The organism is Allobosea sp. AAP35 (genome assembly GCF_001295925.1).
In the GTDB taxonomy this organism is placed as follows: domain Bacteria; phylum Pseudomonadota; class Alphaproteobacteria; order Rhizobiales; family Beijerinckiaceae; genus Allobosea.
Genome location: NZ_LJHQ01000020.1, coordinates 90250 through 114805, shown reverse-complemented (window position 1 = coordinate 114805; position 24556 = coordinate 90250). Strand labels below are relative to the sequence as shown.

19 protein-coding genes are annotated in these 24556 nt (G+C 66.0%); 8 read left to right on the top strand and 11 right to left on the bottom strand.

What is annotated here, in order from left to right:
- Nucleotides 1-66: 66 nt before the first annotated feature.
- Nucleotides 67-690 carry a methionine biosynthesis protein MetW gene (gene metW, locus IP69_RS08650; RefSeq protein WP_054142412.1) on the top strand — a complete coding sequence of 208 codons (624 nt, stop codon included), beginning with the start codon at nt 67-69 and terminating at the stop codon, nt 688-690.
- 165 nt (nt 691-855) lie between these two features.
- Here metW and clpB read toward each other — a convergent pair whose 3' ends face one another.
- Nucleotides 856-3477, bottom strand: a complete 2622-nt coding sequence (clpB, locus tag IP69_RS08645; RefSeq protein ID WP_054142411.1) for an ATP-dependent chaperone ClpB — start codon at nt 3475-3477, stop codon at nt 856-858.
- Between the two features lie 179 nt (nt 3478-3656).
- Here clpB and IP69_RS08640 point away from each other — a divergent pair, with 179 nt between their 5' ends.
- Together IP69_RS08640 and IP69_RS08635 are read left to right on the top strand one after the other, a co-directional pair.
- Entirely contained in the window at nt 3657-4001 is a 345-nt protein-coding gene (locus IP69_RS08640) for a DUF2293 domain-containing protein (protein WP_054142410.1), read from the top strand.
- An 82-nt stretch (nt 4002-4083) separates the two neighbouring features.
- Nucleotides 4084-4872, top strand: coding sequence for an MOSC domain-containing protein (locus IP69_RS08635; protein ID WP_054142409.1), 789 nt, complete (start codon nt 4084-4086; stop codon nt 4870-4872).
- A gap of 67 nt (nt 4873-4939) precedes the next feature.
- On the opposite strand, the gene IP69_RS08630 is transcribed toward IP69_RS08635, so the two are convergent.
- From IP69_RS08630 to IP69_RS08610, 6 genes are all read right to left on the bottom strand, one after another.
- The gene (locus tag IP69_RS08630) at nt 4940-6028 is read right to left on the bottom strand and encodes a DUF4167 domain-containing protein (RefSeq protein WP_054142408.1); all 1089 of its coding nucleotides are present in this window, start codon (nt 6026-6028) and stop codon (nt 4940-4942) included.
- Between the two features lie 409 nt (nt 6029-6437).
- On the bottom strand, nt 6438-7313 hold the full coding sequence (gene prmC, locus IP69_RS22350; RefSeq protein WP_282568233.1) for a peptide chain release factor N(5)-glutamine methyltransferase: 876 nt from the start codon (nt 7311-7313) through the stop codon (nt 6438-6440).
- Nucleotides 7310-7588 (bottom strand): hypothetical protein, encoded by a 279-nt coding sequence (locus IP69_RS22345; protein WP_248306769.1) that lies wholly within the window; start codon nt 7586-7588, stop codon nt 7310-7312. Before IP69_RS22345 ends, prmC begins: the two co-directional genes overlap by 4 nt.
- Nucleotides 7589-7672: 84 nt before the next feature.
- Nucleotides 7673-8758, bottom strand: a complete 1086-nt coding sequence (gene prfA / locus IP69_RS08620) for a peptide chain release factor 1 (protein WP_054142407.1) — start codon at nt 8756-8758, stop codon at nt 7673-7675.
- Nucleotides 8759-8817: 59 nt separating this feature from the next.
- On the bottom strand, nt 8818-11085 hold the full coding sequence (gene ptsP / locus IP69_RS08615; RefSeq protein WP_054142406.1) for a phosphoenolpyruvate--protein phosphotransferase: 2268 nt from the start codon (nt 11083-11085) through the stop codon (nt 8818-8820).
- Between the two features lie 229 nt (nt 11086-11314).
- Complete coding sequence (locus IP69_RS08610; RefSeq protein ID WP_082359155.1) at nt 11315-12886, bottom strand: trehalose-6-phosphate synthase; 1572 nt, start codon at nt 12884-12886, stop codon at nt 11315-11317.
- 342 nt (nt 12887-13228) lie between these two features.
- Between IP69_RS08610 and otsB the strand changes: the two genes are divergently transcribed.
- Entirely contained in the window at nt 13229-13975 is a 747-nt protein-coding gene (gene otsB, locus IP69_RS08605; protein WP_054142405.1) for a trehalose-phosphatase, read from the top strand.
- Nucleotides 13976-13983: 8 nt separating this feature from the next.
- Nucleotides 13984-15825 carry a glycoside hydrolase family 15 protein gene (locus IP69_RS08600; protein ID WP_248306763.1) on the top strand — a complete coding sequence of 614 codons (1842 nt, stop codon included), beginning with the start codon at nt 13984-13986 and terminating at the stop codon, nt 15823-15825.
- A 181-nt stretch (nt 15826-16006) separates the two neighbouring features.
- On the opposite strand, the gene IP69_RS08595 is transcribed toward IP69_RS08600, so the two are convergent.
- From IP69_RS08595 to gcvA, 4 genes are all read right to left on the bottom strand, one after another.
- A complete protein-coding gene (locus IP69_RS08595; RefSeq protein ID WP_054142422.1) occupies nt 16007-17206 on the bottom strand; it encodes a M20 family metallopeptidase in 1200 nt (399 codons plus the stop codon).
- A gap of 150 nt (nt 17207-17356) precedes the next feature.
- Nucleotides 17357-17863 (bottom strand): DinB family protein, encoded by a 507-nt coding sequence (locus tag IP69_RS08590; RefSeq protein ID WP_054142403.1) that lies wholly within the window; start codon nt 17861-17863, stop codon nt 17357-17359.
- 12 nt (nt 17864-17875) lie between these two features.
- Nucleotides 17876-19099 (bottom strand): FAD-binding oxidoreductase, encoded by a 1224-nt coding sequence (locus IP69_RS08585; RefSeq protein WP_054142402.1) that lies wholly within the window; start codon nt 19097-19099, stop codon nt 17876-17878.
- Between the two features lie 91 nt (nt 19100-19190).
- Complete coding sequence (gene gcvA, locus IP69_RS08580; RefSeq protein ID WP_054142401.1) at nt 19191-20105, bottom strand: transcriptional regulator GcvA; 915 nt, start codon at nt 20103-20105, stop codon at nt 19191-19193.
- A gap of 253 nt (nt 20106-20358) precedes the next feature.
- On the opposite strand from gcvA, the gene IP69_RS08575 reads away from it, so the two are divergent.
- The 3 genes from IP69_RS08575 to IP69_RS08565 all read left to right on the top strand — a co-directional run bounded on the left by IP69_RS08575 (nt 20359) and on the right by IP69_RS08565 (nt 24556).
- Nucleotides 20359-21879, top strand: coding sequence for an aldehyde dehydrogenase family protein (locus IP69_RS08575; RefSeq protein ID WP_054142400.1), 1521 nt, complete (start codon nt 20359-20361; stop codon nt 21877-21879).
- Nucleotides 21880-22046: 167 nt separating this feature from the next.
- Nucleotides 22047-23264, top strand: a complete 1218-nt coding sequence (locus tag IP69_RS08570) for an acyl-CoA dehydrogenase (protein WP_054142399.1) — start codon at nt 22047-22049, stop codon at nt 23262-23264.
- A gap of 110 nt (nt 23265-23374) precedes the next feature.
- Nucleotides 23375-24556 carry a CaiB/BaiF CoA-transferase family protein gene (locus IP69_RS08565; RefSeq protein ID WP_054142398.1) on the top strand — a complete coding sequence of 394 codons (1182 nt, stop codon included), beginning with the start codon at nt 23375-23377 and terminating at the stop codon, nt 24554-24556.

The following is a 24556-nucleotide window of genomic DNA, read 5'->3' as shown; positions in this document are numbered from 1 at the left end:
CCCCACCCTAACCCTCCCCACCGCAAGCGGGGGGAGGGAATCGCGTCGAGCCCGAAAGGCCACGCCATGACGCTTCCCGACACCCACACCAACCGCATCGACCTGCAACTCGTCGCCGAGATGGTGACGCCGGGCTCGCGCGTGCTCGATGTCGGCTGCGGCGACGGGGCGCTGCTGGCGCTGCTGGCCGAGACCCGCAATGTCGATGCGCGCGGCATCGAGTTGTCGCGCGAGGGCGTGGCGGGCTGCGTGGCGCGCGGGCTCTCGGTGATCCAGGGCGATGCCGACACCGACCTGACGGAGTATCCCGACGACGCCTTTGACTACGTCATCCTCTCCCAGACGATCCAGGCGACGCGCAACCCACGTCTCGTGCTGGAGCAGATGCTGCGCATCGGTCGCCGCGCCATCATCTCCTTCCCGAATTTCGGGCATTGGCGCATGCGCGGCCAGGTCTTCTTCCTCGGCCGCATGCCGGTGACGGATTCGCTGCCCTATGCCTGGTGGGACACGCCCAACATCCATTTCTGCACAATCCGCGATTTCGTTTCGCTCTGCGACGCGGTCGGCGCGGTTAAGGAGCGCGCCGTGGCGCTCGACGCGGCCGGCGGCCGCGTCGGCGTCAGTGCGCCGTGGTGGTTCTGGAACCTGTTCGGCGCGCAGGCGGTGTTTCTGCTGAAGCGGGGGTAAGTTCGTCCTTCTCCCCTCGGGGGAGAAGGTGGTGCGGCGAAGCCGTGACGGATGAGGGAAGAGCCTCGACCGAAAACAAGAAAGGGCCGCTGTCGCGACCCTTCCCTCATCCGTCTGCTGCGCAGACACCTTCTCCCCCGAGGGGAGAAGGGCCCTCGCACCCTGTCAGTTCAGCGGCACGCCCGCCGGGCGCTTTTCCCGCACCGCCGCGATGTCGCCGAGCATCAGGCTGGCGGGACCGACCGTGACCGGCACGGTCTCGCCATCGGCGATCTTGCCCGCGAGGATCAGCTCGGCCAGCGGGTCCTGAACCGACTTCTGGATCGCGCGCTTGAGGGGGCGCGCGCCATAGGCGGGGTCATAGCCCTTGTCGGCGAGCCACTGGCGGGCCTCGCTGGACAGCTCCAGCACGATCTTGCGGTCGGTCAGGAGCTTGGCAAGGCGGGCCATCTGGATGTCGACGATCGCGCCCATATCCGCCCGGCGCAGCCGGTGGAACAGGATGATGTCGTCGATGCGGTTCAGGAATTCGGGCCGGAAGGCCTGCCTGACCACGCCCATCACCTCGTCGCGAACCTCTTCGGAATCCTGCCCCTCGGGCTGGTTCACCAGATAGTCGGAGCCCAGATTTGAGGTCATGATGATCAGCACATTGCGGAAATCGACCGTGCGGCCCTGGCCATCGGTCAGGCGACCGTCGTCGAGCACCTGCAGCAGCACGTTGAAGACGTCCGGATGGGCCTTCTCGACCTCGTCGAAGAGCACGACCTGATAGGGCCGGCGGCGCACGGCCTCCGTCAGCGCCCCACCCTCCTCATAGCCGACATAGCCGGGAGGCGCGCCGATCAGCCGGGCGACCGAGTGCTTCTCCATGTATTCGGACATGTCGAGGCGCACCATCGCGGTGTCGTCATCGAACAGGAACGAGGCCAGCGCCTTGGTCAGCTCGGTCTTGCCGACGCCGGTGGGGCCGAGGAACATGAAGGAGCCGATTGGACGATTGGGATCCTGCAGCCCGGCGCGGGCGCGTCGCACCGCCGTCGAGACGGCCTCGACCGCCTCGCGCTGGCCGACGACGCGAGCAGCGAGAACCTCCTCCATGCGAAGCAGCTTCTCCTTCTCGCCCTGGAGCATCCGATCGACCGGCACGCCAGTCCAGCGGCTGACGATCTGCGCGACATGGTCGGAAGTGACGGCCTCCTCGACCATGCCAGACGAGTCGCCGATGGCCTCGATCTCGGCCAGCGTCTTCTCGAGCTGGGGGATCTCGCCATAGGCTAGCTCGCCAGCGCGCTGATACTCGCCCTTGCGCTGCGCCTGCGCCAGTTCATTGCGGGCGTTGTCGAGCTTGGTTTTCAGTTCGGCGGCGGCGCCGAGCTTGTCCTTCTCGGCCTTCCACTTGGCGGTGATCGTGGCGGAGCGGGTATCGAGATCGGCCAGCTCGGATTCGAGCCGCTTCAGCCGCTCCTTCGAGCCGGTGTCGCTCTCCTTCTTGAGCGCCTCCTGCTCGATGCGCAGGCGCACGATCTCGCGGTCGATCGAGTCGAGCTCCTCGGGCTTTGAGTCGACCTGCATGCGCAGCCGCGCCGAGGCCTCGTCCATCAGGTCGATGGCCTTGTCGGGCAGGAAGCGGTCGGTGATGTAGCGGTTCGACAGCGTCGCGGCCGAGACCAGCGCCGAATCCGTGATGCGGACACGGTGGTGCTGCTCGTATTTCTCCTTCAGCCCGCGCAGGATCGAGATCGTATCCTCGACGGAGGGCTCATTGACGAAGACCGGCTGGAAGCGCCGGGCAAGAGCTGCGTCCTTCTCGACATATTTGCGGTATTCATCGAGCGTGGTCGCGCCGACGCAATGCAGGTCGCCGCGCGCCAAAGCGGGCTTGAGCAGGTTCGAGGCGTCCATCGCGCCATCGCTCTTGCCGGCGCCAACGAGGGTGTGCATTTCGTCGATGAACAGGATGACCCCGCCCTCGGCCGCCGAGACCTCGTTCAGCACCGCCTTCAACCGCTCCTCGAACTCGCCGCGATATTTCGCGCCAGCGATCAGCGAGCCCATGTCGAGCGCGAGCAGTTCCTTGTCCTTGAGACTTTCGGGCACATCGCCATTGACGATGCGCAGCGCCAGACCCTCGGCGATCGCGGTCTTGCCGACGCCGGGCTCGCCGATCAGCACGGGATTGTTCTTGGTCCGGCGCGACAGCACCTGGATGGTGCGGCGGATCTCCTCGTCGCGGCCGATCACCGGATCGAGCTTGCCTTCACGCGCTGCCGCCGTGAGGTCGCGAGCGTATTTCTTGAGCGCGTCGTAGCTCTGCTCGGCTGATGCCGAATCGGCGGTGCGGCCCTTGCGGATTGCCTCGACGGCGGTGTTCAGCGCCTGCGGCGTGACGCCGGCCTTGTTCAGCGCCTTGCCGGCCTCTGTATCCTTCTCGATCGCGAGCGCAAGCAGCAGCCGCTCGACCGTAACGAAGCTATCGCCGGCTTTGTCGGCCGCCTTCTCGGCGGTGTCGAAGACGCGCGCGAGGCCGGGCGTCAGGTTAAGTCCGCCCGCGCCGCCGCCACTGACCTTGGGCAGCTTGGAAAGCGCCATATCGGTGAGTTGGAGCGCAAGCTTGGCATTGCCGCCCGAGCGGTCGATCAGGCCCGCCGCCATGCCCTCACTGTCGTCGAGCAGCGCCTTGAGCAGATGCTCCGGCGTGAACTGCTGGTGCCCGTCGCGCAGCGCGATCGTCTGCGCCGCCTGGAGGAAGCCCTTGGACCTGTCGGTGTATTTTTCGATGTTCATCTCGTCACTCCGCCCACCGGAACGCCCCGTAGCAGCGTGGTCCGGTTGCCTTTCGTCAGGATAGGGCTCCCCATGGGACGCCCTTCGCTCACAGAGATAGGTGTGGCATCTGCGCAACGTAAGAGGTGGCGACGCGCAAAGCATTGACGCGCGTCAAATCGTAGGACCACTTTCTCGCCATGGCCGGAACCCAACGCCAGCAATCGATCCGAAAGGCGCTCCGGGCGCTGGCGCCGGGCATTCCGCTTGCCGATGCGCAGGCCGTGGTGGCGCTCGCCGAGCGGCGCCACATGAAGGACCTGCCACCCGCCACCGCGCTCTGGCTCGCGCTCGGCAGCCATGTCCGCCATGTCCATACCGATTACGAGCACCTGCTGGCCGACGGCTACGACCGGGAAGCGGCACGCTTCTTCGTGGTGGACGACACTGACGCCGTGCTCGCCGGCTGGGGCTGCCAGCGCTCCGTGGCCGATCTGCCCGAAGTGGAAGAGCAAGCGATCCGGACCCGCATTTCGCGCGGCTGATTGCTGCCATGCAAAGAATTCATCGCTCCCCGAGCCGCTGTGGCGCTAGTCTCGCGACCTGTCTTGCACCAGGGCCCCTCGGATGCGCATCGCCTCATTGTACCGCTACCCCGTCAAGGGCCTGTCACCCGAGCGTATCACCTCAGCCCTGATCGAGGCCGGTGCCTATTTTCCCGGCGACAGGCTGTTTGCGATCGAGAACGGACCTTCGGGTTTCGATCCTGCCGCGCCTGTCCACCAGCCCAAGATCAAATACCTCATGCTGATGCGCCATGAGGCGCTGGCCACGCTGCACTGCCGCTATGACGACGCCAGCGGCGATCTCGTCATCGCCCAGGACGGCAAGGAGGTGCTGCGGGCCAATACGGCGAGTTCCATGGGACAAGACGCCATTACCGCGTTCTTTGTGGCCTTCATGCCGCAAGCGCTGCGCGGCGCGCCGAAGCTGTTGCGGGCGCCCGACGGCTACCGCTTCACCGATTCTCGCTCCGGCTTCGTCTCGATCATCAACCTCGCCAGTGTCGCCGATCTGGAACAACGCATCGGCGCAGCGATCGACCCGCTCCGTTTCCGGGGCAACATCATGGTCGAAGGCCTGGAGCCCTGGGCGGAACTGGACTTGGTCGGCCGCGACATCGAGACCGTCGCGGGGGTACGTCTGCGGGTCCTCAAGCGGATCGAGCGCTGCGCTGCCACGAATGTCGACCCCACCACCGGCCTTCGCGATCTGCAACTGCCCAAGGCCCTGATGACCGCTTTCGGCCATGTCGATTGCGGCATCTACTGCGAGGTCGTCAGCGGCGGTCGCCTGGCCGAAGGCGAGCGACTGGCAACGGTTTCGGCGGCGCCGATGGCGCTTAGCATCGCTTAGCTGACGAAAAAGGGCCCTCGCGGGCCCTTTTCTGTTCAAAGATCTTGCGGCCGGAATGGTTCGTCGCTCACTCGGTGGTGCTGTCGCTCTCGGAGCCAAGCGCATCCATCACTTCGCGCGGCGACCGGCGCCGACGTAGACGCTTGGGAGCGCCCTCGCCTGAAGCGGCCTCTCCGCTGTCCTGCTGCTGCGGCTCCGCTTCGACGGCAGCCGGTGCCGGCTCCGCCACGGGCACACGCACAGGCGTGGTCAAAAAGGATGGCAGCGCGGCGACAGGATCGCCGGACATATCCGTATCGGCATCGGCCTCGACATCGCGATCACGGCGGGGGCGACGCTCGGGGCGCGGCCCACGCTCGGGACGTTCCGTGCGTTCGGGCCGCTCCGTGCGTTCGGGCCGGTCGAAGCGACGCTCGCCCTGGACAGGCTGCGGTGCGATCTCGGGCTGCTCGCTCGTCACCGGAATGTCAGAGCGCGGCGCATCGGGACGCGGAGCATAGCCACCCTGGCCGTTCTGGCTGTTTGGCCCCCCCTCGAAACGATCGAAGCGCCGTTCACCATTGCGCTCAGGACGCTGGTCGCGATCGAAGCGGCGATTGCCGTTGCGATCATTGTTCGGGCGGTCGTTGTTAGGCCGGTCGTTGTTGCGCGGCGGACGATCGAAACGCTGGCCTTCGCCGCCCTCTACGTCCTGGCGCGGAGCGCCCTGGTGATAGCCATTGCCGTTGCCGTTGCCGTTGTTGCCACCGGCGGGCTGGCCATTGCGCAGATCGGGTTGCGGACCGCCCTGCTGGAAGGACTGGCCGTCATCATCGCCGTCCTCCTCGCCGTCATCTGCATCCTCGTTGAAGGCGCGATTGGGCGGGAAGCTGTGGCCAAACTGCTGAGCCATCTGCTCCTGCGCAGCGAGCAGGATGCGATAATAATGCTCGGCGTGCTGGAAATAGTTCTCGGCCGCGACCGGATCCCCCGACGACTGGGCATCGCGCGCCAGCTGCAGGTATTTTTCGGCAACGTGCTGAGCGGTGCCGCGGACTTTTACATCCGGCCCGTTCGACTCGTAGCTCCGCTGCAGCGGGTTCGGCGCCTTCCGGTTACCACTATTGTTGTTGTTGTTGTTGTTATTGTTATTATTGTTGTTGTTACGGCCGCGCATACGCCGGTTCTGACCTGGTCTCATTCGCGTGAATCTCGCGCTCTATGCTCAAGGCAACCGTGAAGTCAGCAGGCGCGTTCCGATGCACAGCGGGTTGCGGCGCTGGACCGGGTAAAGAGTGACCTGAAGTGGCGTTACGCCGTTCCTGGTCTTCACGCGCTCTTTCCAAAAAGGGATCTTCAGTCCCACGAGCCGATTGGCGCCTCGACGCCGTCGGTATCCAATCTGCTGCGTCAGAAACGTCGATCCATGGACATATCCAGAGGATACAACGTTTTGCCGAGAGCAATGCCCGCAGCCCGCTTCCGACATCACCAGCTTCGGCTAGATTGCTGCATAGCGGCTTTCACCGGCCGCTCCAAGCAAAATCGCACGAATGCCCGCGCCATTTCAGTGGAGAGCCACGATTTTACGGGAGAGCAAAGATCAACGCCCGTGGATGACCGCCTAAATCACGCCGCGACCCGCGCCAGACGAGGCCACCGCCCTGCATGATCGCTTTTACGTCATCTTCCTGTCCGGCGCCGATCTCCAGGACGATCGCCCCGCCCTCCGCGAGCAAGGCCGGCAAGCTCCCGGCAAATACCCGATAGGGATCGAGGCCGTCGCTCCCGCCGTCAAGCGCCAGTGCAGGATCGTGCTCGCGCACCGATGCATCGAGGATCGCTACCGTCGCGGTCGGGATGTAGGGCGGATTGGACATGATCAGGTCGAAGGTCCGATCCAGACCGGCGGTCCAGGAGCCTTGCCGGATATGGACCCGCTCCGCGACCCCGTTGCGTGCCGCGTTGGCGCGCGCCGTCTCGCATGCTTGTGCCGAAAGATCGATGCCGAGCCCTGTCGCGGCGCCACATTCGCTCAGCAACGCGACGAGCAGGCAACCTGTCCCCGTTCCGAGGTCGAGGATCGACAGCGTCCGGTCGCGACGCGTGCCGATATGCTCAAAGGCGGCCTCGACAACCGTCTCGCTATCAGGGCGTGGCTCGAGCGTTCCTGCGGAGAGGGTGAAAGGCAGCCCCCAGAATTCGCGTTCGCCGACGATGCGCCAAAGAGGCTCTCCGGTGAGCCGACGCCTGGCATATTGCGCGATCCGCTCCACCGCGATCTCGTCGACAACATCCGCTGGATCGTCAGACTGCCCAACCGCATGGTCGACCAGCCAGCGCGCCTCGAGATAGGCGTTATCAATATCGGCCGCAGCGAAAAACGCGCACAGACGACGCCGCGCCTCAGACGGGGAGAGCGGGGCGTCGCCGGTACTTAGGTTAAGCGGCGAACCGCTCAGTTGCCCTGCGTCTTCTGAATGATGCAGTTGCGCATTTTGGTGCGGATCGAGGAGCGGCTCTCGCGCGAGCCCCGCATCTCCGACTGGCAGGAGCGCCTGGCCTGCGACTGGGTCATCGCCTTGCCAATCCGTGCCGGCTCGCCAGCCGTCGCGCGCTTCAGGCCGCGCTCCATCGAGCGCTCGACGCGCTCCGCCGTTCCTTGCGCCTGAACCGGCGCGGTCATCGCCGCGGCCACCAGGCCGGCCATGGCAAAGCTCGAAAGAAGTTTGATCATCGGAGGGTTCCCCCAGTTGCTGTCTCGATGACGTAGCAACGCGGGACGTCGAAAGAGGTTGCATCCGACGCGCGGGATCATCCGTCATATGACCCCCTCGCTCGCCAGGAGCTTTGCCTGATGTTCCGCGGTGAGGGCATCAATGATGTCATCGAGCACAAGCCCCTGCATCATCTCGTCAAGCTTGTAGAGCGTCAGGTTGATGCGGTGATCGGTCACGCGACCTTGAGGGAAATTATAGGTCCGGATGCGCTCGGAGCGATCGCCCGAACCCACCTGCGAGCGCCTGTCCGCCGAGCGCTCGGCATCGACCCGGCTGCGCTCGATATCGTAGAGTTTCGCGCGCAACAGATCATAGGCGCGCGCCTTGTTCTTGTGCTGCGAGCGCTCGTCCTGGACCACGACCGCGATCCCGGTCGGCAGATGGGTCAGACGCACCGCCGATTCGGTCTTGTTGACGTGCTGGCCGCCCGCGCCGCCGGCGCGCATCGTGTCGATGCGGATTTCGGAATCGTTGAGGGTGATATCGACCTCGCCGGCAAGCGGCAGCATGGCGACGGTCGCGGCGGAAGTGTGGATGCGGCCGCTGGTCTCGGTATCGGGCACGCGCTGGACGCGATGCACACCGGATTCATATTTGAGCCGAGCATAGACGCCCTTGCCGGCGATCTCGGCGATGACCTCCTTGAAGCCACCGACCGTGCCTTCGCTCTCGGACAGAAAATCAACGCTCCAGCCCTTCTGGGCGGCGTAGCGCTGATACATCCGCAGCAGATCGCCGGCGAAGAGCGACGCCTCGTCGCCCCCGGTGCCGGCCCGGATTTCGAGGATGACGCCGCGCTCGTCGGCTGCATCGCGCGGGAGCAGCGCGATCAGGATCTCGCGGGCGCGATCGTCGATTTCGAGCCGGGCGGCGTCGCGCTCCTCATAGGCCAGTTCGCGGAAATCGGCGTCGGTCGCCGGATCCTCGATCAGCGCCTCGGCCTCGACGAGGCTTGCCCGCGCCTGGCGCCAGGTCGCGATGGCTGCAACCACCGGGTCGAGCTCGGAGATTTCCTTGGCGAGTTCGACGGTGCGCGCGGCCTCCGTCGCGGTGTTGATCTCGGCGGAGGCGGCGGCGTGACGGGCCACGATGGCGTCGAGACGATCCTGCGGAAGTTGAAGGGACATCGGGAACTCGGAAACATAAAAATCGGAACAGGGAGGATCTTCGGCAGCAAGCAGCGTCGCTAGACCGGAACCTTGAATTCGGCGGCAAAGGCCGCCAGTTGCGGCCGCAGGCTGGCGGCGCCTTCGCTGGAGGCCAGCATCCATTCCAGCCGCTCGGCGAGCTTGCCCGCATCCAGCGCGCGCAGCATCGCCTTGACCGGGCCGATGGAGGCAGCCGACATCGAAAAGGCACGGTAACCCAGGCCGATCAGGGCCATGGTCTCGAGCGGCTTGCCACCCATCTCGCCGCAAACCGTGACCGGGCAGTTGGTCTCGGCCGCCGCCTCGACGATGCTGCGCAGCGCCCGCAATGCGCCGACGCCCAACGGATCGAATCGGTCGGCGACGCGCTTGTTCTCCCGGTCGGCCGCGAACAGGAACTGCATCAGGTCGTTGGTGCCAATCGAAAGGAAATCGGCCTCGCGCACGATTTCGGGCAGTTCGAACAGCAGCGAAGGCACCTCGACCATCACGCCGAGCTGGAGGCTGAGCGGCGGGACGTGACCCTGCTTTTCGAGCATCGCCTGCTCGCGCGCGACGATGGTTCGCGCCCGCTGGAACTCGTCGACGGTGGCGATCATCGGCAACATGATCTTCATGTCGCGGCCAGAGCCGGCGCGCAGGAGCGCCCGCAGCTGAGCCCGCAACAAGCGCGGCCGGTCGAGCCCGATGCGGATGGCGCGCCAGCCGAGCGCGGGGTTTTCCTCCTCGACGCGCTCCATATAGGGCAGCACCTTGTCGCCGCCGATGTCGAGCGTGCGAAAGGTGACCGGCCTCCCCTGCGCCTGATCGAGCACCGTGGCGTAGAGCGCCTGCTGCTCGCTGGTCGTCGGCATGTGCTCGGCGACCATGAACTGCAGCTCGGTGCGGAACAGGCCGATGCCGGCGGCGGCCGTCGCCTCAAGATTGGGCATGTCGACGAGCAGGCCGGCATTGATCTGAAGGACGATCGGCAAGCCATCGCGCGTGACGGCAGGCTGGGTCTTGAGCTTGCGGTACTGCTCCTGCTTGCGGGCGCGCAGCCGGGCCTTGTCCTTGTAGGCGTTCTCGACATCGGGTTGCGGCCGGATCTGGACCTCGCCGGCCTGCCCGTCGACGATGACCGCATCGCCCGACTGGATCAGCGCGGTGGCGTTGACGATCTCGCCGACAGCCGGGATGCCCAGCGCCCGCGCCACGATGGCGATATGGCTGGTCGGGCCGCCCTCCTCTAGAACGAGACCCCGCAAATGAGAGCGGGAGTAATCCAGCAGCGCGGCCGGCCCCATCGAGCGCGCGATCAGGATGGCGTTTTCCGGCAGTTCCTCGCGGGCGACGCCATTGGCCTTGCCGACCAGGGTGCGCAGCAAGCGGTTGGCGAGGTCATCGAGATCATGCAGGCGCTCGCGCAGATAAGGATCGGTCTGGCGCAGCATCTTGGCGCGGGTGTCGGACTGGACGCGCTCGACGGCGGCTTCCGCCGTGAGGCCGGTCAGAACGACTTCGCGCATGCGGCGCAGCCAGCCCTGATCATGGGCGAACATGCGGAAGGTCTCCAGCACGTCGCGGTGCTCGCCGATATGGGCGACGTCGCCGCGCTCGATCAACTCGTCGATCGACGCGCGCATCTCGGCGATCGCGGCCTCGAGCCGCTGGACCTCGGCGGCGGGGTTTTCCGCGATCAGATTGGTGATGGCGACGCGCGGCTCGTGCAGCACGGCGTGGCCGAGCCCGACGCCATCGGCGAGCGCGACGCCGATGCCATGGATCGGGCGGTCAAGCCCGATCGAGGCACCTGGCGGCGCCAGCGATTTCAGGCCGCCAGCCGCGATCATCTCCGCCATGATCATGGCGGTGGTCTGCAGCGACTCGATCTCCTCGTCGCTGTAGAGGCGCGAGGCGCGGTTCTGGATGACGAGCACGCCCATCACGGCGCCACCGCGCAGGATCGGCACGCCAAGGAAGGAGCGGTAGATCTCCTCGCCCGTCTCGGGCCGATAGGAGAAGGCAGGGTGATTCTGCGCGTCCGACAGCGCCAGGGCTTCCGCCTCACGGGCGATCAGGCCGACGAGGCCCTCGCCTGCCCGCATGGTCGTCAGATGCACCGCCTCGCGGTTGAGGCCTTCGGTCGCGTACAGTTCGAGCGAGCCGTCCTCGCGCAGCACATAGACCGAGCAGACTTCAGCGACGAGATTGCCGGCGATCAGGACAACGAGCCGGTCCAGCCGTTCCTGCGGACTGATCGACGCTGCCATCACCTCCCGGAGGCGGCGCAGCAGAACGCCCGATCCTCCGTGAGCGCCTCGCATCGATCCTTGATCCTCCGCCCGCCCTCTCGGCCATCACGGCCGACATCCCTGGCAGACCTGACACCTGTCGCAGCCGAGTCGCAAGCGAACCCTGGCCGTTGGCGCCTTCTAGCGACCCGAGGCCATACTCGGCAAGACCCCAGCCGACCCTAGGGAAGGCGCTGGCTCGTGCTTCCATCCAGCCAGGAGTGGATCATTCGGCCCGAATGCGCCCTGCGGTTCGCCTGTCTCAGGACGATGTCGATGGACCGGCAGGCGCCCGGGAGGAACCGGCGCGCTTTGGCACCTTGGCGGCGGCCTTCCCACGCAACGTCGTCTTCGCGGTCGTCTTCGCGCGAGATGCGACCGAGACCTCCCCCGCACGTTTGCCGCGCTGACCTGCAGCGGCCGGTTTGCGCTTGCCAACCGGTGCGATCTCGGGCGGCGTAGCGTCAACCCCCGACAGCGCTTCGAGATAGCGCTTTGTCCACCAGCTGATATCGGTCGCGTCGATCGTGGCATAGAGACGCTCGAACCGGCGGATGCGCTCCGATTTCGGCATCGCGAGCGCGGTGCGGATCGCTTCGGCGACCTCATGACTGTCGAAAGGGTTGACGATCAGCGCCTCGCCCATCTGCTGGGCCGCGCCGGCGAAGCGCGAAAGTACGAGGACTCCCGGATCGTCCGGGTCCTGCGCGGCGATGTATTCCTTGGCGACAAGGTTCATGCCGTCGCGCATCGGCGTCACCAGCCCGACCTGGGCCCGGCGATAGAAACCCGCCAGGGCATTGCGCGAATAGGCCTTCTTCACGACGCGGATCGGCGTCCAGTCGAACTCGCCCAATGCCGCATTCAGGCGGCCGGCGACTTCGTCGGACTGCCGGTCGAGCTCGGCATATTCGGGAACGTCCGAGCGCGAGGGCGGCGCGATCTGGAGCATGCCGACGCGACCGCGCTGCTCGGGATGGCTGCGCAGGAACTGCCCGAAGGCCTCCAGCCGCTGAACGATCCCCTTCGAATAATCCAGCCTGTCGACGCCGATGACGAGCTGGCGTTCCCCGAGCGACTGCCGCGTCGTCTTGAGCGGCGTGATGGCCGAGCGCACCGAGGCGGCCGCGAGTTTTCGAAAGGATTCGACGTCGATGCCGATCGGGAAAGCCTGAACGATGGTTTCGCGGCGCCCGATGCGGACTTTGCGTCCTGCGACCCTTCCGCCGCACAGGGCCACGAGCCCCCCCACCAGATTGGCGACATCGACCGGGGTCTGCATCCCCACAAGGTCGTAGGCAGCAACCGTGCTGGCGAGCGTCGCGGCAAAGGGGAGCGCTCCGAACACCTCGGCGGGCGGCCAGGGAATGTGGTGAAAATAGCCGATGCGATTCGTAACGCCGCGACGCCGCAATTCGGCCGCCAGCGGTATCAGATGATAGTCATGGATCCAGACGACGTCGTCGGGCTGCAGCAGGCCGATCAACGCCTTGGCGAAACGTCGGTTGACCGCTAGATAGCCGGCGTAGTCGGTCCGCGAAAACTCCGTCAGGCCTAGCCGGTAATGCATCAAGGGCCAGAGCGCGCGGTTGGAGAAGCCGAGGTAATAGGACTGCCGCTCGGCCTCCGTCAGATCGGTGACGGCATAGGTTACGTTTCCGCGCTGGACCACATTGGGGGCCGCCGCGGTCTCGCTCAGCTTGCCACTCCAGCCGAACCAGAGCCCTCCTTGCGTTTCCAACGCCTCTCGCAGCGCGACCGCCAACCCGCCGGCAGCCGCCTTTTCATGGCGATCGGGGATCGTGACGCGATTGGAGACGATGACAAGACGCATGGCTGCACGGCTTCCTTATCTTTCAGTGGCTCGGTTCCCACGAGGACCCCAATTCCTGCATGCGGGCAGGAACAGAACGCTGTGGCCGGACGTAATGTTGCATGCGCGCGCCGTTGCTGTTGGCGATGCCGTGTCGATGATGTGCCCAAAGCGAGGCAATCCGGCATGCGTTGGAGGCAATTCGCGGTCCGGGGCGAGCATTCATGCACCATGCTCGCCTTCTGAGCCAAATTGCGCAAGACTGATCCGACCGATGGCCGTACCGTTGAGCCGGCTTTAGTATCCTGACAGGCTATTGTGATGACAACCAGCATATCGAGAACTTCCAGCGAAACCAAAACCTTGGCTGGATCTGACAGAGCGATCGCGCTGTTTCTCGATTTTGACGGAACGCTGGTGGAAATCGCGCCCTCCCCCGCCGACGTCAAGCTGGATCGGCGCGTGCCTGGGGCGCTCGATGTGCTGCGCGGGCATCTCGGCGGGGCGCTGGCGTTGGTTTCCGGGCGCCCGGTATCGTTCCTCGATTCGCTGCTCGAGCCCCATCGTTTCGATGCGGCCGGACTCCATGGAGCGGAGATCAGGCTTGGAGGGGTGATGCATGCGCAGGCTGAGGTGCATGCCGAGATGCATGGCGCGCTGCGCGACCTCGTCCGCTTCGCCAACAGCCATGTCGGCATCATCGTCGAGGACAAGACCATCTCGCTGGCGCTGCACTGGCGTCTGGCGCCGCAGCTTAAGGACGAAGCGCTCGAGCTGATGCGGATGATTGCGGTCCGGATGGGCCCGGCGATCCGGCTTCAGGAAGGCAAGTCGGTCGCGGAACTGGTGCCGGCCAGCGCCAGCAAGGGCCTGGCGATCACGCAGTTGATGCAGATGGCGCCCTATGCCGGGCGTCTGCCCGTGTTCATCGGGGACGACGTTACCGACGAACACGGCTTCGAGGCCGTCAACCGGCTGGGTGGGCTGTCGATCCGCATCGGCGACGGTGATACGATCGCGGCCTTGCGCATCGCCTCCCCAACCGCGCTGCGCACCATCCTGCTCGATGCTGCCGAGCGCGGCGGGCTGACGACCTCCGATTTTTCCTGAAGGTGACCATGACAGTTTCGGCAATGCAGGCGGGGCCGCATTCGGCCTCGCTCGACCTTGGCGTAATCGGCAACTGCTCGATCGCCGCGCTGATCGACCGGCGCGCGCGCATCGTCTGGGGCTGCTTTCCGCGCTTCGACCGCGATCCGGTCTTCTGCGCGCTGATCGACAATCAGGCGGATGATGGTGATGCGATGCCGCGCAAGGGCGTGTTCGCCATCGAACTCGTCGGCATGACGCGCTGCGAGCAATCTTACCTCGACAACACCGCGATCCTCTCCTCGGTGCTCTCCGACGATTTCGGAAACGCCATCGAAATCCTCGATTTCGCGCCGCGCTTTGTGCGCTATGAACGCTTTTTTCGCCCGCCGCAGCTCGTGCGCCGCGTGCGGCCGATCTCGGGCCGGCCGCGCATCCGCACGATCTTCAAGCCCTGCATAGGCCTTGGCGAAGAGCCGGCGGAGATCACGCGCGGTTCGAACCATGTCCGTTTCGTTGGAGACGACCAGACCATCCGGCTGACCACGGATGCGCCGATTTCCTATGTCGTCGATGGCGTGCCGTTTGCGGTCGATCGGCCATTCTCTTTCTTCGTCGGCTCCGACGAAGCGCTGCGCGCCGAGATTGAGGAAACGAGCCGCGAATTCCTCGACAAGACGACGGATTACTGGCGCGACTGGGTGCGTTCGCTGTCGCTGCCCTTCGAGTATCAGCGCGAAGTCATCCGCGCCGCGATCACGCTCAAGATGTGCGCTTTTGAAGAGACAGGCGCGATCGTCGCCGCGCTGACGACCTCGATCCCCGAGGCGCCCGGCACCCAGCGCAACTGGGATTACCGCTTCTGCTGGCTGCGCGACGCCTATTTCGTGGTTCACGCCCTCAACCGGCTGGGCACGACGCGGACGATGGAGGATTATCTCGGCTTCATCACCAATATCGTCGACAGCTTCACCGAGAGCGGGGCCGAGCACCTGCCGCCGCTCTACCCGATCACGCGCGGCGGTGCTCTCGACGAGTTCGAGGCTCCCCATCTCTCGGGCTATCGGGGCCATCAGCCGGTGCGCTTCGGCAATGGCGCGGCCACCCAGATCCAGAACGACGGCTACGGTGCCGTAGTGCTGGCAGCCACCCAGGCCTTCTTCGACCAGCGCCTGATCCGTCCCGGCAAGGAGGCGCTGTTTGCCCAGCTCGAGCGCATGGGCGAACTCGCGATCACCTTTTTCGACAAGCCGGACGCCGGCCCCTGGGAGCTGCGCGAAAAGGAGGCCGTGCATTCCTTCTCAGCCGTGATGTGCTGGGCAGCCTGCGACCGGCTGGCGCGCATCGCCGGGACGCTCGGTCGCGCCGAGCGCAAGGACTATTGGAAGGCGGCTGCCAAACGGCTCAAGGCCGCCATTCTCGACCGGATCTGGAACGCGGAGAAGGGCCATCTGGTCTCGACCTTCGGGGGGAGCGATCTCGACGCGACGCTGCTGCTGGTCTCGGAACTCGGTTTCCTGAAGGCCGATGATCCCCGCTTCATCGCCACGGTCGAGGCGATCGGCCGCGACCTGACGCGTGGCGACCTGCTGCTGCGCTACGCGACGCAGGACGACTTCGGATACATGCACACCGGCTTCCTGATCTGCGCCTTCTGGTATGTCGATGCGCTGCATGCGATCGGCCGCCGGGAGGAGGCCAAGGCGCTGTTCGGGCGCATCCTGCAGCGGCGCAACAGCTTCGGACTGCTCTCCGAGGACGCGGATCTGCACACCGGCGAACTCTGGGGCAATTTCCCGCAGACCTATTCCCATGTCGGGATGATCAACTCGGCGATGCGGATCAGCCGCAACTGGGAAGAGGCGTTTTGAGCGCCCGAAGGAGACCGTGAAACCTTCGTCATCCCGGCAAGCGAAGCGCCGATCCGGGTTCCATCATAGAGCGCCGTCGCGCCTTACGATGGATCCCGGATCGGCGCCGCTTTGCGGCTTGTCCGGGATGACGAAACGCTTCCCTGGAAATGCCGGATGGCTTGCGTGCTGGCCGTCCGCCTCACTCCATCAGCTTGGCGGCGCGCATCACGGCCAGCGCCAGGACCTGCGCGGCTGGCACGATGCTCTCCACCTCCAGGAACTCGTCCGGCGTATGGGCCATGCCGCCGATGGGACCGACGCTGCACAAAGTCGGGCAGCCCTGCGCTGCGGTGAAGCCTGAATCGGCGCAACCGCCGGTGAATTCGGCGATGGTCGTGATGCCGAAGCCGGCAGCCGCGTCGCGATAGGTCTCGAACAGCTGCTGCGATCCGGGTGTGCCTTCGAGCGGCAGAAACTCGCCCTTGATCGACAAAACGGCGCTGGTGTCGGGCACGACCGGTGTCTCGACGATGGCGCGGATGGCCTCGACCAGTTCCGAGCGCTGCGCAGCGGTGACATAGCGCAGATCGATCTCGCACCAGGCGCTGGGCGCGACCGTGTTGACGGTCTGGCCGCCGCCGATCAACCCAACATTGACGGTGATGCCCTTGGCCAGATCGGTCAGGCCCTGGAGCCTTGGGATCTTGTGGCCGAGATCGACGATGGCCGAGGCGCCCTTCTCGTAATTCGCTCCGGAATGAGCGGGCTTGCCGGTGAATTCGGCGCGCATGAACACGCCGCCCTTGCGGCCGCTGGTGACGGACTGGCGCTGGTCGCGGGCGAAATCGGTTCCGGCCGGCAGGCGGCTCGGCTCGGCGTTGAAGACGCAGCGCGCCTCGCGGGCCGCAGCCTCGATGACCGGGCGGGAGGATGGCGAGCCGATTTCCTCATCACTCGTCGTCAGCATCGTCAGCGGTGCAGACAGGCCGCCGCACTGCGCGAAGGCGGCCGCGACGAAGGCCTCGATGACGATGCCGGCCTTCATGTCGGCGACGCCCGGCCCATAGGCACGGCCCTCCCGGATCGCGAAGGGGCGGCGCGTCGGCTCGCCTTTCGGGAAGACGGTGTCGCGATGGCCGAGCAGCAGAACCGGGCGCTGGTCGTTGGCGGTCGGGTTGGGCAGCCTCGCCTTGACCGCATCGCCATAGCGGGCGTCGGGAATGACCTCGACCTCGAGCCCGTTCTGGGCATGGAAGCGGGCGACGACCTGGCCGGCGCGATCGACGCCATCCTTGTCGTAAGAGCCGGAATCGGTGTCGACCATCTCGCGCAGCAGCGCGATCATCGCGTCCTTGCGGTCGGCAAGCCAGGCGGTCACCTTGGTTTCATCGGGCGTCATCGCGCTCATCGCTCGTTCTCATGGTTCCGGACGGGACTAATGGCGACCTTAGACAAGGTGGCCTGCGACAGGAAGGGCGCTGCGGGGGAGGCGGCGCGCGCCACCGGGATCGCCATGGGCGATCGGCCTCAGGGCCGCCGCCCGAGCCGATCACGCCTGCGGATCGAGCAACATCAGATCCGTGTCCTCGGGCTTTGCGCCGGCTGATGTCAGCATGGCGTGGATCTGACCCCGGTGATGGGTCTGGTGGTTGAACATATGGGCCACCAGCAGACCGACGGGCTTGCGCATCTTGCGCTGGGTCGCGCCCGAGAACCAGGTCAGATCACCCGACAGCCAGTCGTTGGAGAGGGTGTCGGCCCAGTCCGTGATCGTCGCGTCGAAGGCCTGCCGCTCGCCGACGAGATCGTCCCAGCCCGCCACCAACGCGCCGGATTCATGGATGCGGACGGCCGGCTTCGGTGTGCCGGCGAAGCGCGACAGCCACATCCGGTCGGCCCAGAGCAGATGGCAGAACGTGCCGTGGATCGAGCGGAAGAAGGCGCCGCGATCCAGCCGTCGCGCGGCGTCGTCGAGCGTCGCGGCAGCCGCGTAGAGGCTGTCGTTCTGCCAGGCGTTGTAACGCGCCATGGTGCGGACATAGGCCGTGTCGATCATCGCGGCGTCTCGTCAGATGATGTTGGTTTCCAGCAGCGGCCGACCTTCTACAACACGCTCATGGCCGAGATCGGCCAGATCGAGCGTGCGGTAGCTACCATGCAGGATGTGCTCGGCGAGCCCGCGCCCGACCGCCGGCGCCTGCTGCAAACCGTGCCCCGAAAAGCCGTTGGCAAGATAGAGCCCCGTCACGCCGACCACCGGGCCGATGATGGCGTTATGGTCGATCTCGTTCATGTCGTAGGGACCGGCCCAGGCCCGGCCGGGCTTGATCTGCTCGAAGGCCGGGATGCGGTGGGCGAGCGCCGGCCAGACGACCTCCTCGAAGAAGCCCCAGTCGACATCCTCGACGGCGGGGTCGGTCTCAGTCCACTCCCGGTCCTGCTCGGGCGTCAGCGGCGAGCAACTGCCGATGAAGAGCTGGCCGTCGCTGCCGCGCTTGCCCTCGGGCCTGCACCAGACGCCGGTGCGGTCGATCAGCAGCGGGCAGTTCTCGACATCCGCCTTGCAAAGGAACGAGAAGACATAGCGCTTCATCGACCGCACGGGGATTTCGATGCCGGCGGTCGCGGCGAGCCTAGCGCCATGGGTGCCCGAGGCATTGACCGCGGCGCCGGAGGCGATGCGGCTGCCATCGGTCAGTTCGACGGCGGTGACGCGGCCGGCCTCGACGACATAGCGCGCGACTTCGCCCTGGCGATATTCGACGCCGAGCGAACGCGCCTTCTTGCGAAAGGCTTGCAACACGGCCCAGCCGTCGAACCAGCCCTCGCCGGTGACGCCGAAGGTCCCGCAAGCGATATCGTCGGTGTTCATCCAGGGAAATTTGCTGCGCAGCATGTCTGCAGCATAAAGCGCAATATCGGCGCCCTCGGCCGTCTGCAAAGCCTGGTTCGCCGCGAGCACCGGAGCGCTTTCGTCGCCGGCGAGATAGAGATATCCGCCCTCGTGCAGATCGATGACGGGAACCTCGCCATTGACCGCGAGATGGCTGCCGATGTTGCGCATGAAGTCGATGCCATGCAGCGAAATGCGGATGTTCACCGCGCTGGAATATTGCTGGCGGATCGAGGCCGCCGACAGCGCCGAGGCGGCGTAGCGATAGGTCGGGTCCTTCTCGATCACGACCACCTTGCCGTGGAATCCGGGATCGGCGGCGAGATGATAGGCGACGGAGGAGCCGATGGCGCCGCCTCCGCAGATGACGATATCGGCGTTTTCGGAAGAAGACGGCATGGCGGCCCCAAGGCAGAGGCGGGCGCGCTTGACCGCGAACCCGGTTAGTGAACTGCGCGCATGATTGGCGCGCGTGACCGACCTTGTCCAGTCAGGTCGCGCCGATGCATTCGCCCAGCAGCCAGTCGCGGAAGGCGACCACGGCGGGAAGCTGCGCGCGGGTTTCGGGATACACCAGGTAATAGCCCTCGGCCCCTGTGACCGGCCGATCGAACGGGATGACCAAAGAGCCTGAGCGCAACTCCTCCTCGATCAGGAAGCGCGGCACGATGGCGAGGCCAAGCCCAGCAACGGCGGCCTGCGAGACCATCGCGAACTGTTCGAAACGTGGCCCCATCAGTGCCCGTTGCGGCGGCAGACCCTGCTGTTCCAGCCAGTCGGCCCAGGCACGCGGCCTTGTCGATTGCTGCAGGAGCGGCGCTCGCAGCATGTCCGCCGGATCCCTCATGCCGAGGCGGGCGACGAGCGATGGCGCCGCGACGGGCACGATCTCCTCGCCCATCAACCTGTGAAGCCGCGCCCCGGCCCAGACCGGATCGCCGAAATGGATGGCGGCATCGAGTTGCTCCCGGCCGAAATCGAAGGGCACCAGTTTCGTGGTGAAATTGATGGTGATGCCGGGATGCGCCTCGGTGAAGCGCGGCAGGCGCGGGATCAGCCAGCGCGTGCCGAACGTCGGCAGGATGGCGAGGTTGAGGACGCCGCCGGCGCCGCGAAAGGCCATGGTCGAGACGGTCGCAGCCGCGAGCCGCGAGAGGCCGTCGCGGATGTCGGCGGCATAGGCGGCACCCGCCGGCGTCAGGCTGACACGCTGCCGGGCGCGCTGGAACAGGGCGACACCCAGCACCTTCTCGAGATGCGCGACCTGCCGGCTGACCGCGCCCTGTGTCAGGTTGAGTTCCTCGGCCGCCCGCGTGAAGCTGCCATGGCGCGCAGCCGCCTCGAAGGCAGCCAGCGCCGACAGGGACGGGACCGAAAGACGGCCGGGGACGATCTCGAAGTCCATGATTTATTCTCATCAACTCGTGAGAACATATCGGTTGCCGCGACAGGGCGGAAGGGGGCATTGTCTGGGCGTAATTTGGTGGCCCTTCAGCTGCGCCGTCATCCCGGACGCAGCGAAGCGGAGATCCGGGATCCATCCTAAGAGCAGGACGGCGCCCTATGATGGATCCGGGATCGGCGCGGCTTCGCCGCTTGTCCGGGATGACGGCGCGCGAGGGAAACCTCACAGAACATCACGTTAAGGGCCTAGCCACATGACCTCTCCCCTTCCCCAGGATGCTCTCGCGCTGCTCAAGCGCCTTGGCGTCACCGATGCCGTCTTCGCCGCCAAGGGCCTTTCCGCCCATTCGCCGATCACGGGCGAGGCCGTCGCCACGCTTAAGGAGACCACTCCGGCTGAAGCGGAGGCCGCGATTGGACGGGCGCACGCCGCCTTCCTGGCGTGGCGCAAGGTGCCCGCCCCCCGCCGTGGCGAGTTCGTGCGGCTGCTCGGCGAGGAACTGCGCGCCGCCAAGGACGATCTCGGCCTGCTGGTGACGATGGAAGCCGGCAAGGTGACGTCGGAGGGCCTCGGCGAAGTCCAGGAGATGATCGACATCTGCGATTTCGCAGTCGGCCTGTCGCGCCAGCTCTACGGCCTGACGATCGCCACCGAGCGCCCCAACCACCGCATGATGGAAACCTGGCATCCGCTCGGCGTCTGCGGCGTGATCTCGGCCTTCAACTTCCCCGTCGCGGTCTGGTCCTGGAATGCGGCGCTCGCCTTCGTCTGCGGCGACAGCGTGGTCTGGAAGCCGTCGGAGAAGACCCCGCTGACGGGCCTCGCCGTACAGGCCATCGTCGAGAAGACGATGAAGCGCTTCGGCCCCGAGGCGCCGGCCGGCCTCTCCGAGGTGCTGATCGGCGGCCGAGAGATCGGCGATATCCTGGTCAGCGACCATCGCGTGCCGGTGGTGTCTGCAACTGGCTCGACCAAGATGGGCAAAGAGGTCGGCCAGAAGCTCGCCGCACGCTTCGCCCGCGCCATCCTCGAACTCGGCGGCAACAATGCCGCGATCGTCGCGCCCTCCGCCGATCTCGACATCGCCTTGCGCGGCATCGCCTTCGCGGCGATGGGCACGGCCGGGCAGCGCTGCACGACGCTGCGTCGCCTGATCGTGCATGAGAGCGTCTACGACGCGCTGATCCCCAAGTTGATCAAGGTCTATGCTAGCGTGAAGATCGGCGATCCGCGCGAAGCCGGCGTTCTTGTCGGCCCGCTGGTCGACGAAGCCGCATTCCAGGGCATGCAGGCGGCGCTGTCGGAGGCGAAGGCCACTGGCGGCACCGTCCATGGCGGCGAGCGCGTCGAGATCGGGACGGGTGGCTTCTATGTCCGCCCGGCGATCGTCGAGATGCCCGCGCAGACCGGCCCGGTCGCCCGCGAGACCTTCGCGCCGATCCTCTACGTCATGAAGTACAAGACGCTGGATGACGCCATCGCCATCCAGAACGCTGTCGGGGCGGGGTTGTCATCCTCGATCTTCACGCTCGACATGCGCGAGGCCGAGATCTTCATCTCGGGCGAAGGCTCCGATTGCGGCATCGCCAATGTCAATATCGGCCCGTCCGGCGCCGAGATCGGCGGAGCCTTTGGCGGCGAGAAGGAAACCGGCGGCGGCCGCGAGGCTGGCTCCGATGCGTGGAAGGCCTATATGCGCCGCGCCACGAATACGCTCAATTACGGCATGACATTGCCGCTGGCGCAGGGCGTCAGCTTCGATGTGGATGCGTGACGAGAGATTAGAAACGAGGAACGGCCGCCGTCATTCCGGGCAAACGAAGCGCAGACCCGGAATCCATCATAGGGCAACGACAGCACTCTAGGGATGGATTCCGGATCGGCGCCGCTTCGCGGCTTGTCCGGAATGACGCGGCTGGGACAACAGGGAAGGAAAACACCATGGCCGAAGCCGCCCGCAGCCACAGCACGAGCCACAAGCTGGCCGAATTCACCTGGGACGACGCCTTTCTGCTCGACGAGCAGCTGACCGAGGACGAGCGCCTGATCCGCGACTCGGCGCGCGACTTCGCGCAGGAGAAGCTGCAGCCCCGGATCTCGGAGGCTTATCTCGACGAGAAGACCGATCGCTCGATCTTCAACGAGATGGGCGAACTCGGCCTGCTCGGCGTCACCGTGCCTGAGGAGTATGGCTGTGCCGGCGCCAATTACGTCTCCTACGGGCTGGTGGCCCGCGAGGTCGAGCGTGTCGATTCAGGCTATCGCTCGATGATGTCGGTCCAGTCCTCGCTCGTGATGTATCCGATCTATGCCTATGGCGACGAGACCCAGCGCAAGAAGTACCTGCCCAAGCTCGGTTCGGGCGAGTGGGTCGGCTGCTTCGGCCTGACCGAGCCCGATGCCGGCTCCGACCCGGCGGGCATGAAGACCCGCGCCGAGAAGGTCGCCGACGGCTATCGCCTGACCGGCTCGAAGATGTGGATCTCGAATTCACCGATCGCCGACGTCTTCGTCGTCTGGGCGAAGTCGGCCGCGCATGACAACCAGATCCGCGGCTTCATCCTGGAAAAGGGCATGAAGGGGCTTTCGGCGCCGAAGATCGGCGGCAAGCTCTCGCTTCGCGCCTCGATCACCGGCGAGATCGTCATGGATGGCGTGATCGTGCCGGAAGAGAATCTGCTGCCCAACGTCTCCGGTCTGAAGGGGCCGTTCGGTTGCCTCAACCGGGCGCGCTACGGCATCTCCTGGGGCGTCATGGGCGCGGCCGAAGACTGCTTCCACCGTGCCCGCCAGTATGGGCTCGACCGCAAGCAGTTCAACAAGCCGCTGGCCCAGACGCAGCTCTTCCAGAAGAAGCTCGCCGACATGCTGACCGAGATCTCGCTCGGCCTGCAGGGGAGCTTGCGCGTCGGCCGGCTGATGGATGAGGGCAAGATGGCCCCCGAGATGATCAGCCTGGTCAAGCGCAACAATTGCGGCAAGGCGCTCGACATCGCCCGCCAGGCCCGCGACATGCATGGCGGCAACGGCATCTCGATCGAGTATCATGTCATGCGCCATGCGGCGAACCTCGAGACTGTGAACACTTATGAGGGCACGCATGACGTCCACGCGCTGATCCTCGGCCGGGCTGTCACCGGGCTGCAGGCGTTCTTCTGATCGTATCGTGCAGCCGTCATGCCCGGGCTTGACCCGGGCATCTCGTTCCGCGTGAACTTCCCAGGAGATGGTCGGGTCAAGCCCGACCATGACGTCGATCCGAAGGCGCCATGACCGTCACCCCTCCCCTTTCCGGCCTGCGCGTCCTCGAACTGGCGCGCATCCTCGCCGGTCCCTGGATCGGCCAGGTGCTGGCCGATCTCGGCGCCGACGTCGTCAAGGTCGAGGCGCCCGAGGGGGACGACACCCGCAAATGGGGGCCGCCCTTCGTCGAGGGCACGGGCGACGAGCATCTCTCGGCCGCCTATTTCCACTCGGCCAATCGCGGCAAGCGCTCGATCACGGCCGATTTCCGCACGCCCGAGGGGCAGGCGCTGGTGCGCCGGCTCGCGGCCCATGCCGATGTCGTGGTCGAGAACTTCAAGGTCGGCGGGCTCGAGAAATACGGACTCGATGCGGCTTCGCTGCGCGCCACCTATCCTCGCCTGATCTATTGCTCGGTCACCGGCTTCGGGCAGACCGGCCCCTATGCGCCACGCGCGGGCTACGATTTCCTGGTCCAGGGCATGGGCGGCGTGATGGCGCTCACCGGGGAGCCCGAGGGCGCACCGATGAAGGCGGCCTATGCGACGGCCGATATCTATACCGGCCTCTACGCCACGATCGGCATCCTCTCGGCACTGCGCCGGCGCGACGCCACGGGCGAAGGCGCGACGCTCGACATGGCGCTGCTCGACAGCCAGATCGCCGTGCTCGGCAACCAGGCGCTGAATTACCTCGTCTCGGGCCAGTTGCCGCCGCGGTTGGGCAACGCTCACCCCAATATCGTGCCCTATGACGTGTTCCCGGTCGCGGACGGGCACATCATCATCGCCACCGGCAATGACGGGCAATGGCGCAAGCTCTGCCAGGTTCTGGGCGAGGCCAGGTTGGCAGACGCGCTGGAATATCGCGACAACCGGGCGCGGATCGCCAACCGCGTCGCGCTGACGGCGCGGCTGAATCTGCTCTGCCAGCGTTATCTCAAGGCGGATCTGCTGGCGGCGCTGGAAAAGGTCGGTGTGCCGGCCGGGCCGATCAATGCGGTGGACGAGGTCTTCGCCGACCCCCAGGTGGTCGCGCGCGGCGTTCGCGTCGATCTCGCCAGCGCAGCCGCCAAGGACGGCTCGATCCCGACCGTCGCCTCGCCGATCGTCATGGATGGCGTGCGGCAGGTCTCGTCGCGTCCGAGCCCGCGGCTCGGCGCGCATGCGGACGAAATCCTGAACGATCCGGCCTGGGGAGGCGGCTGA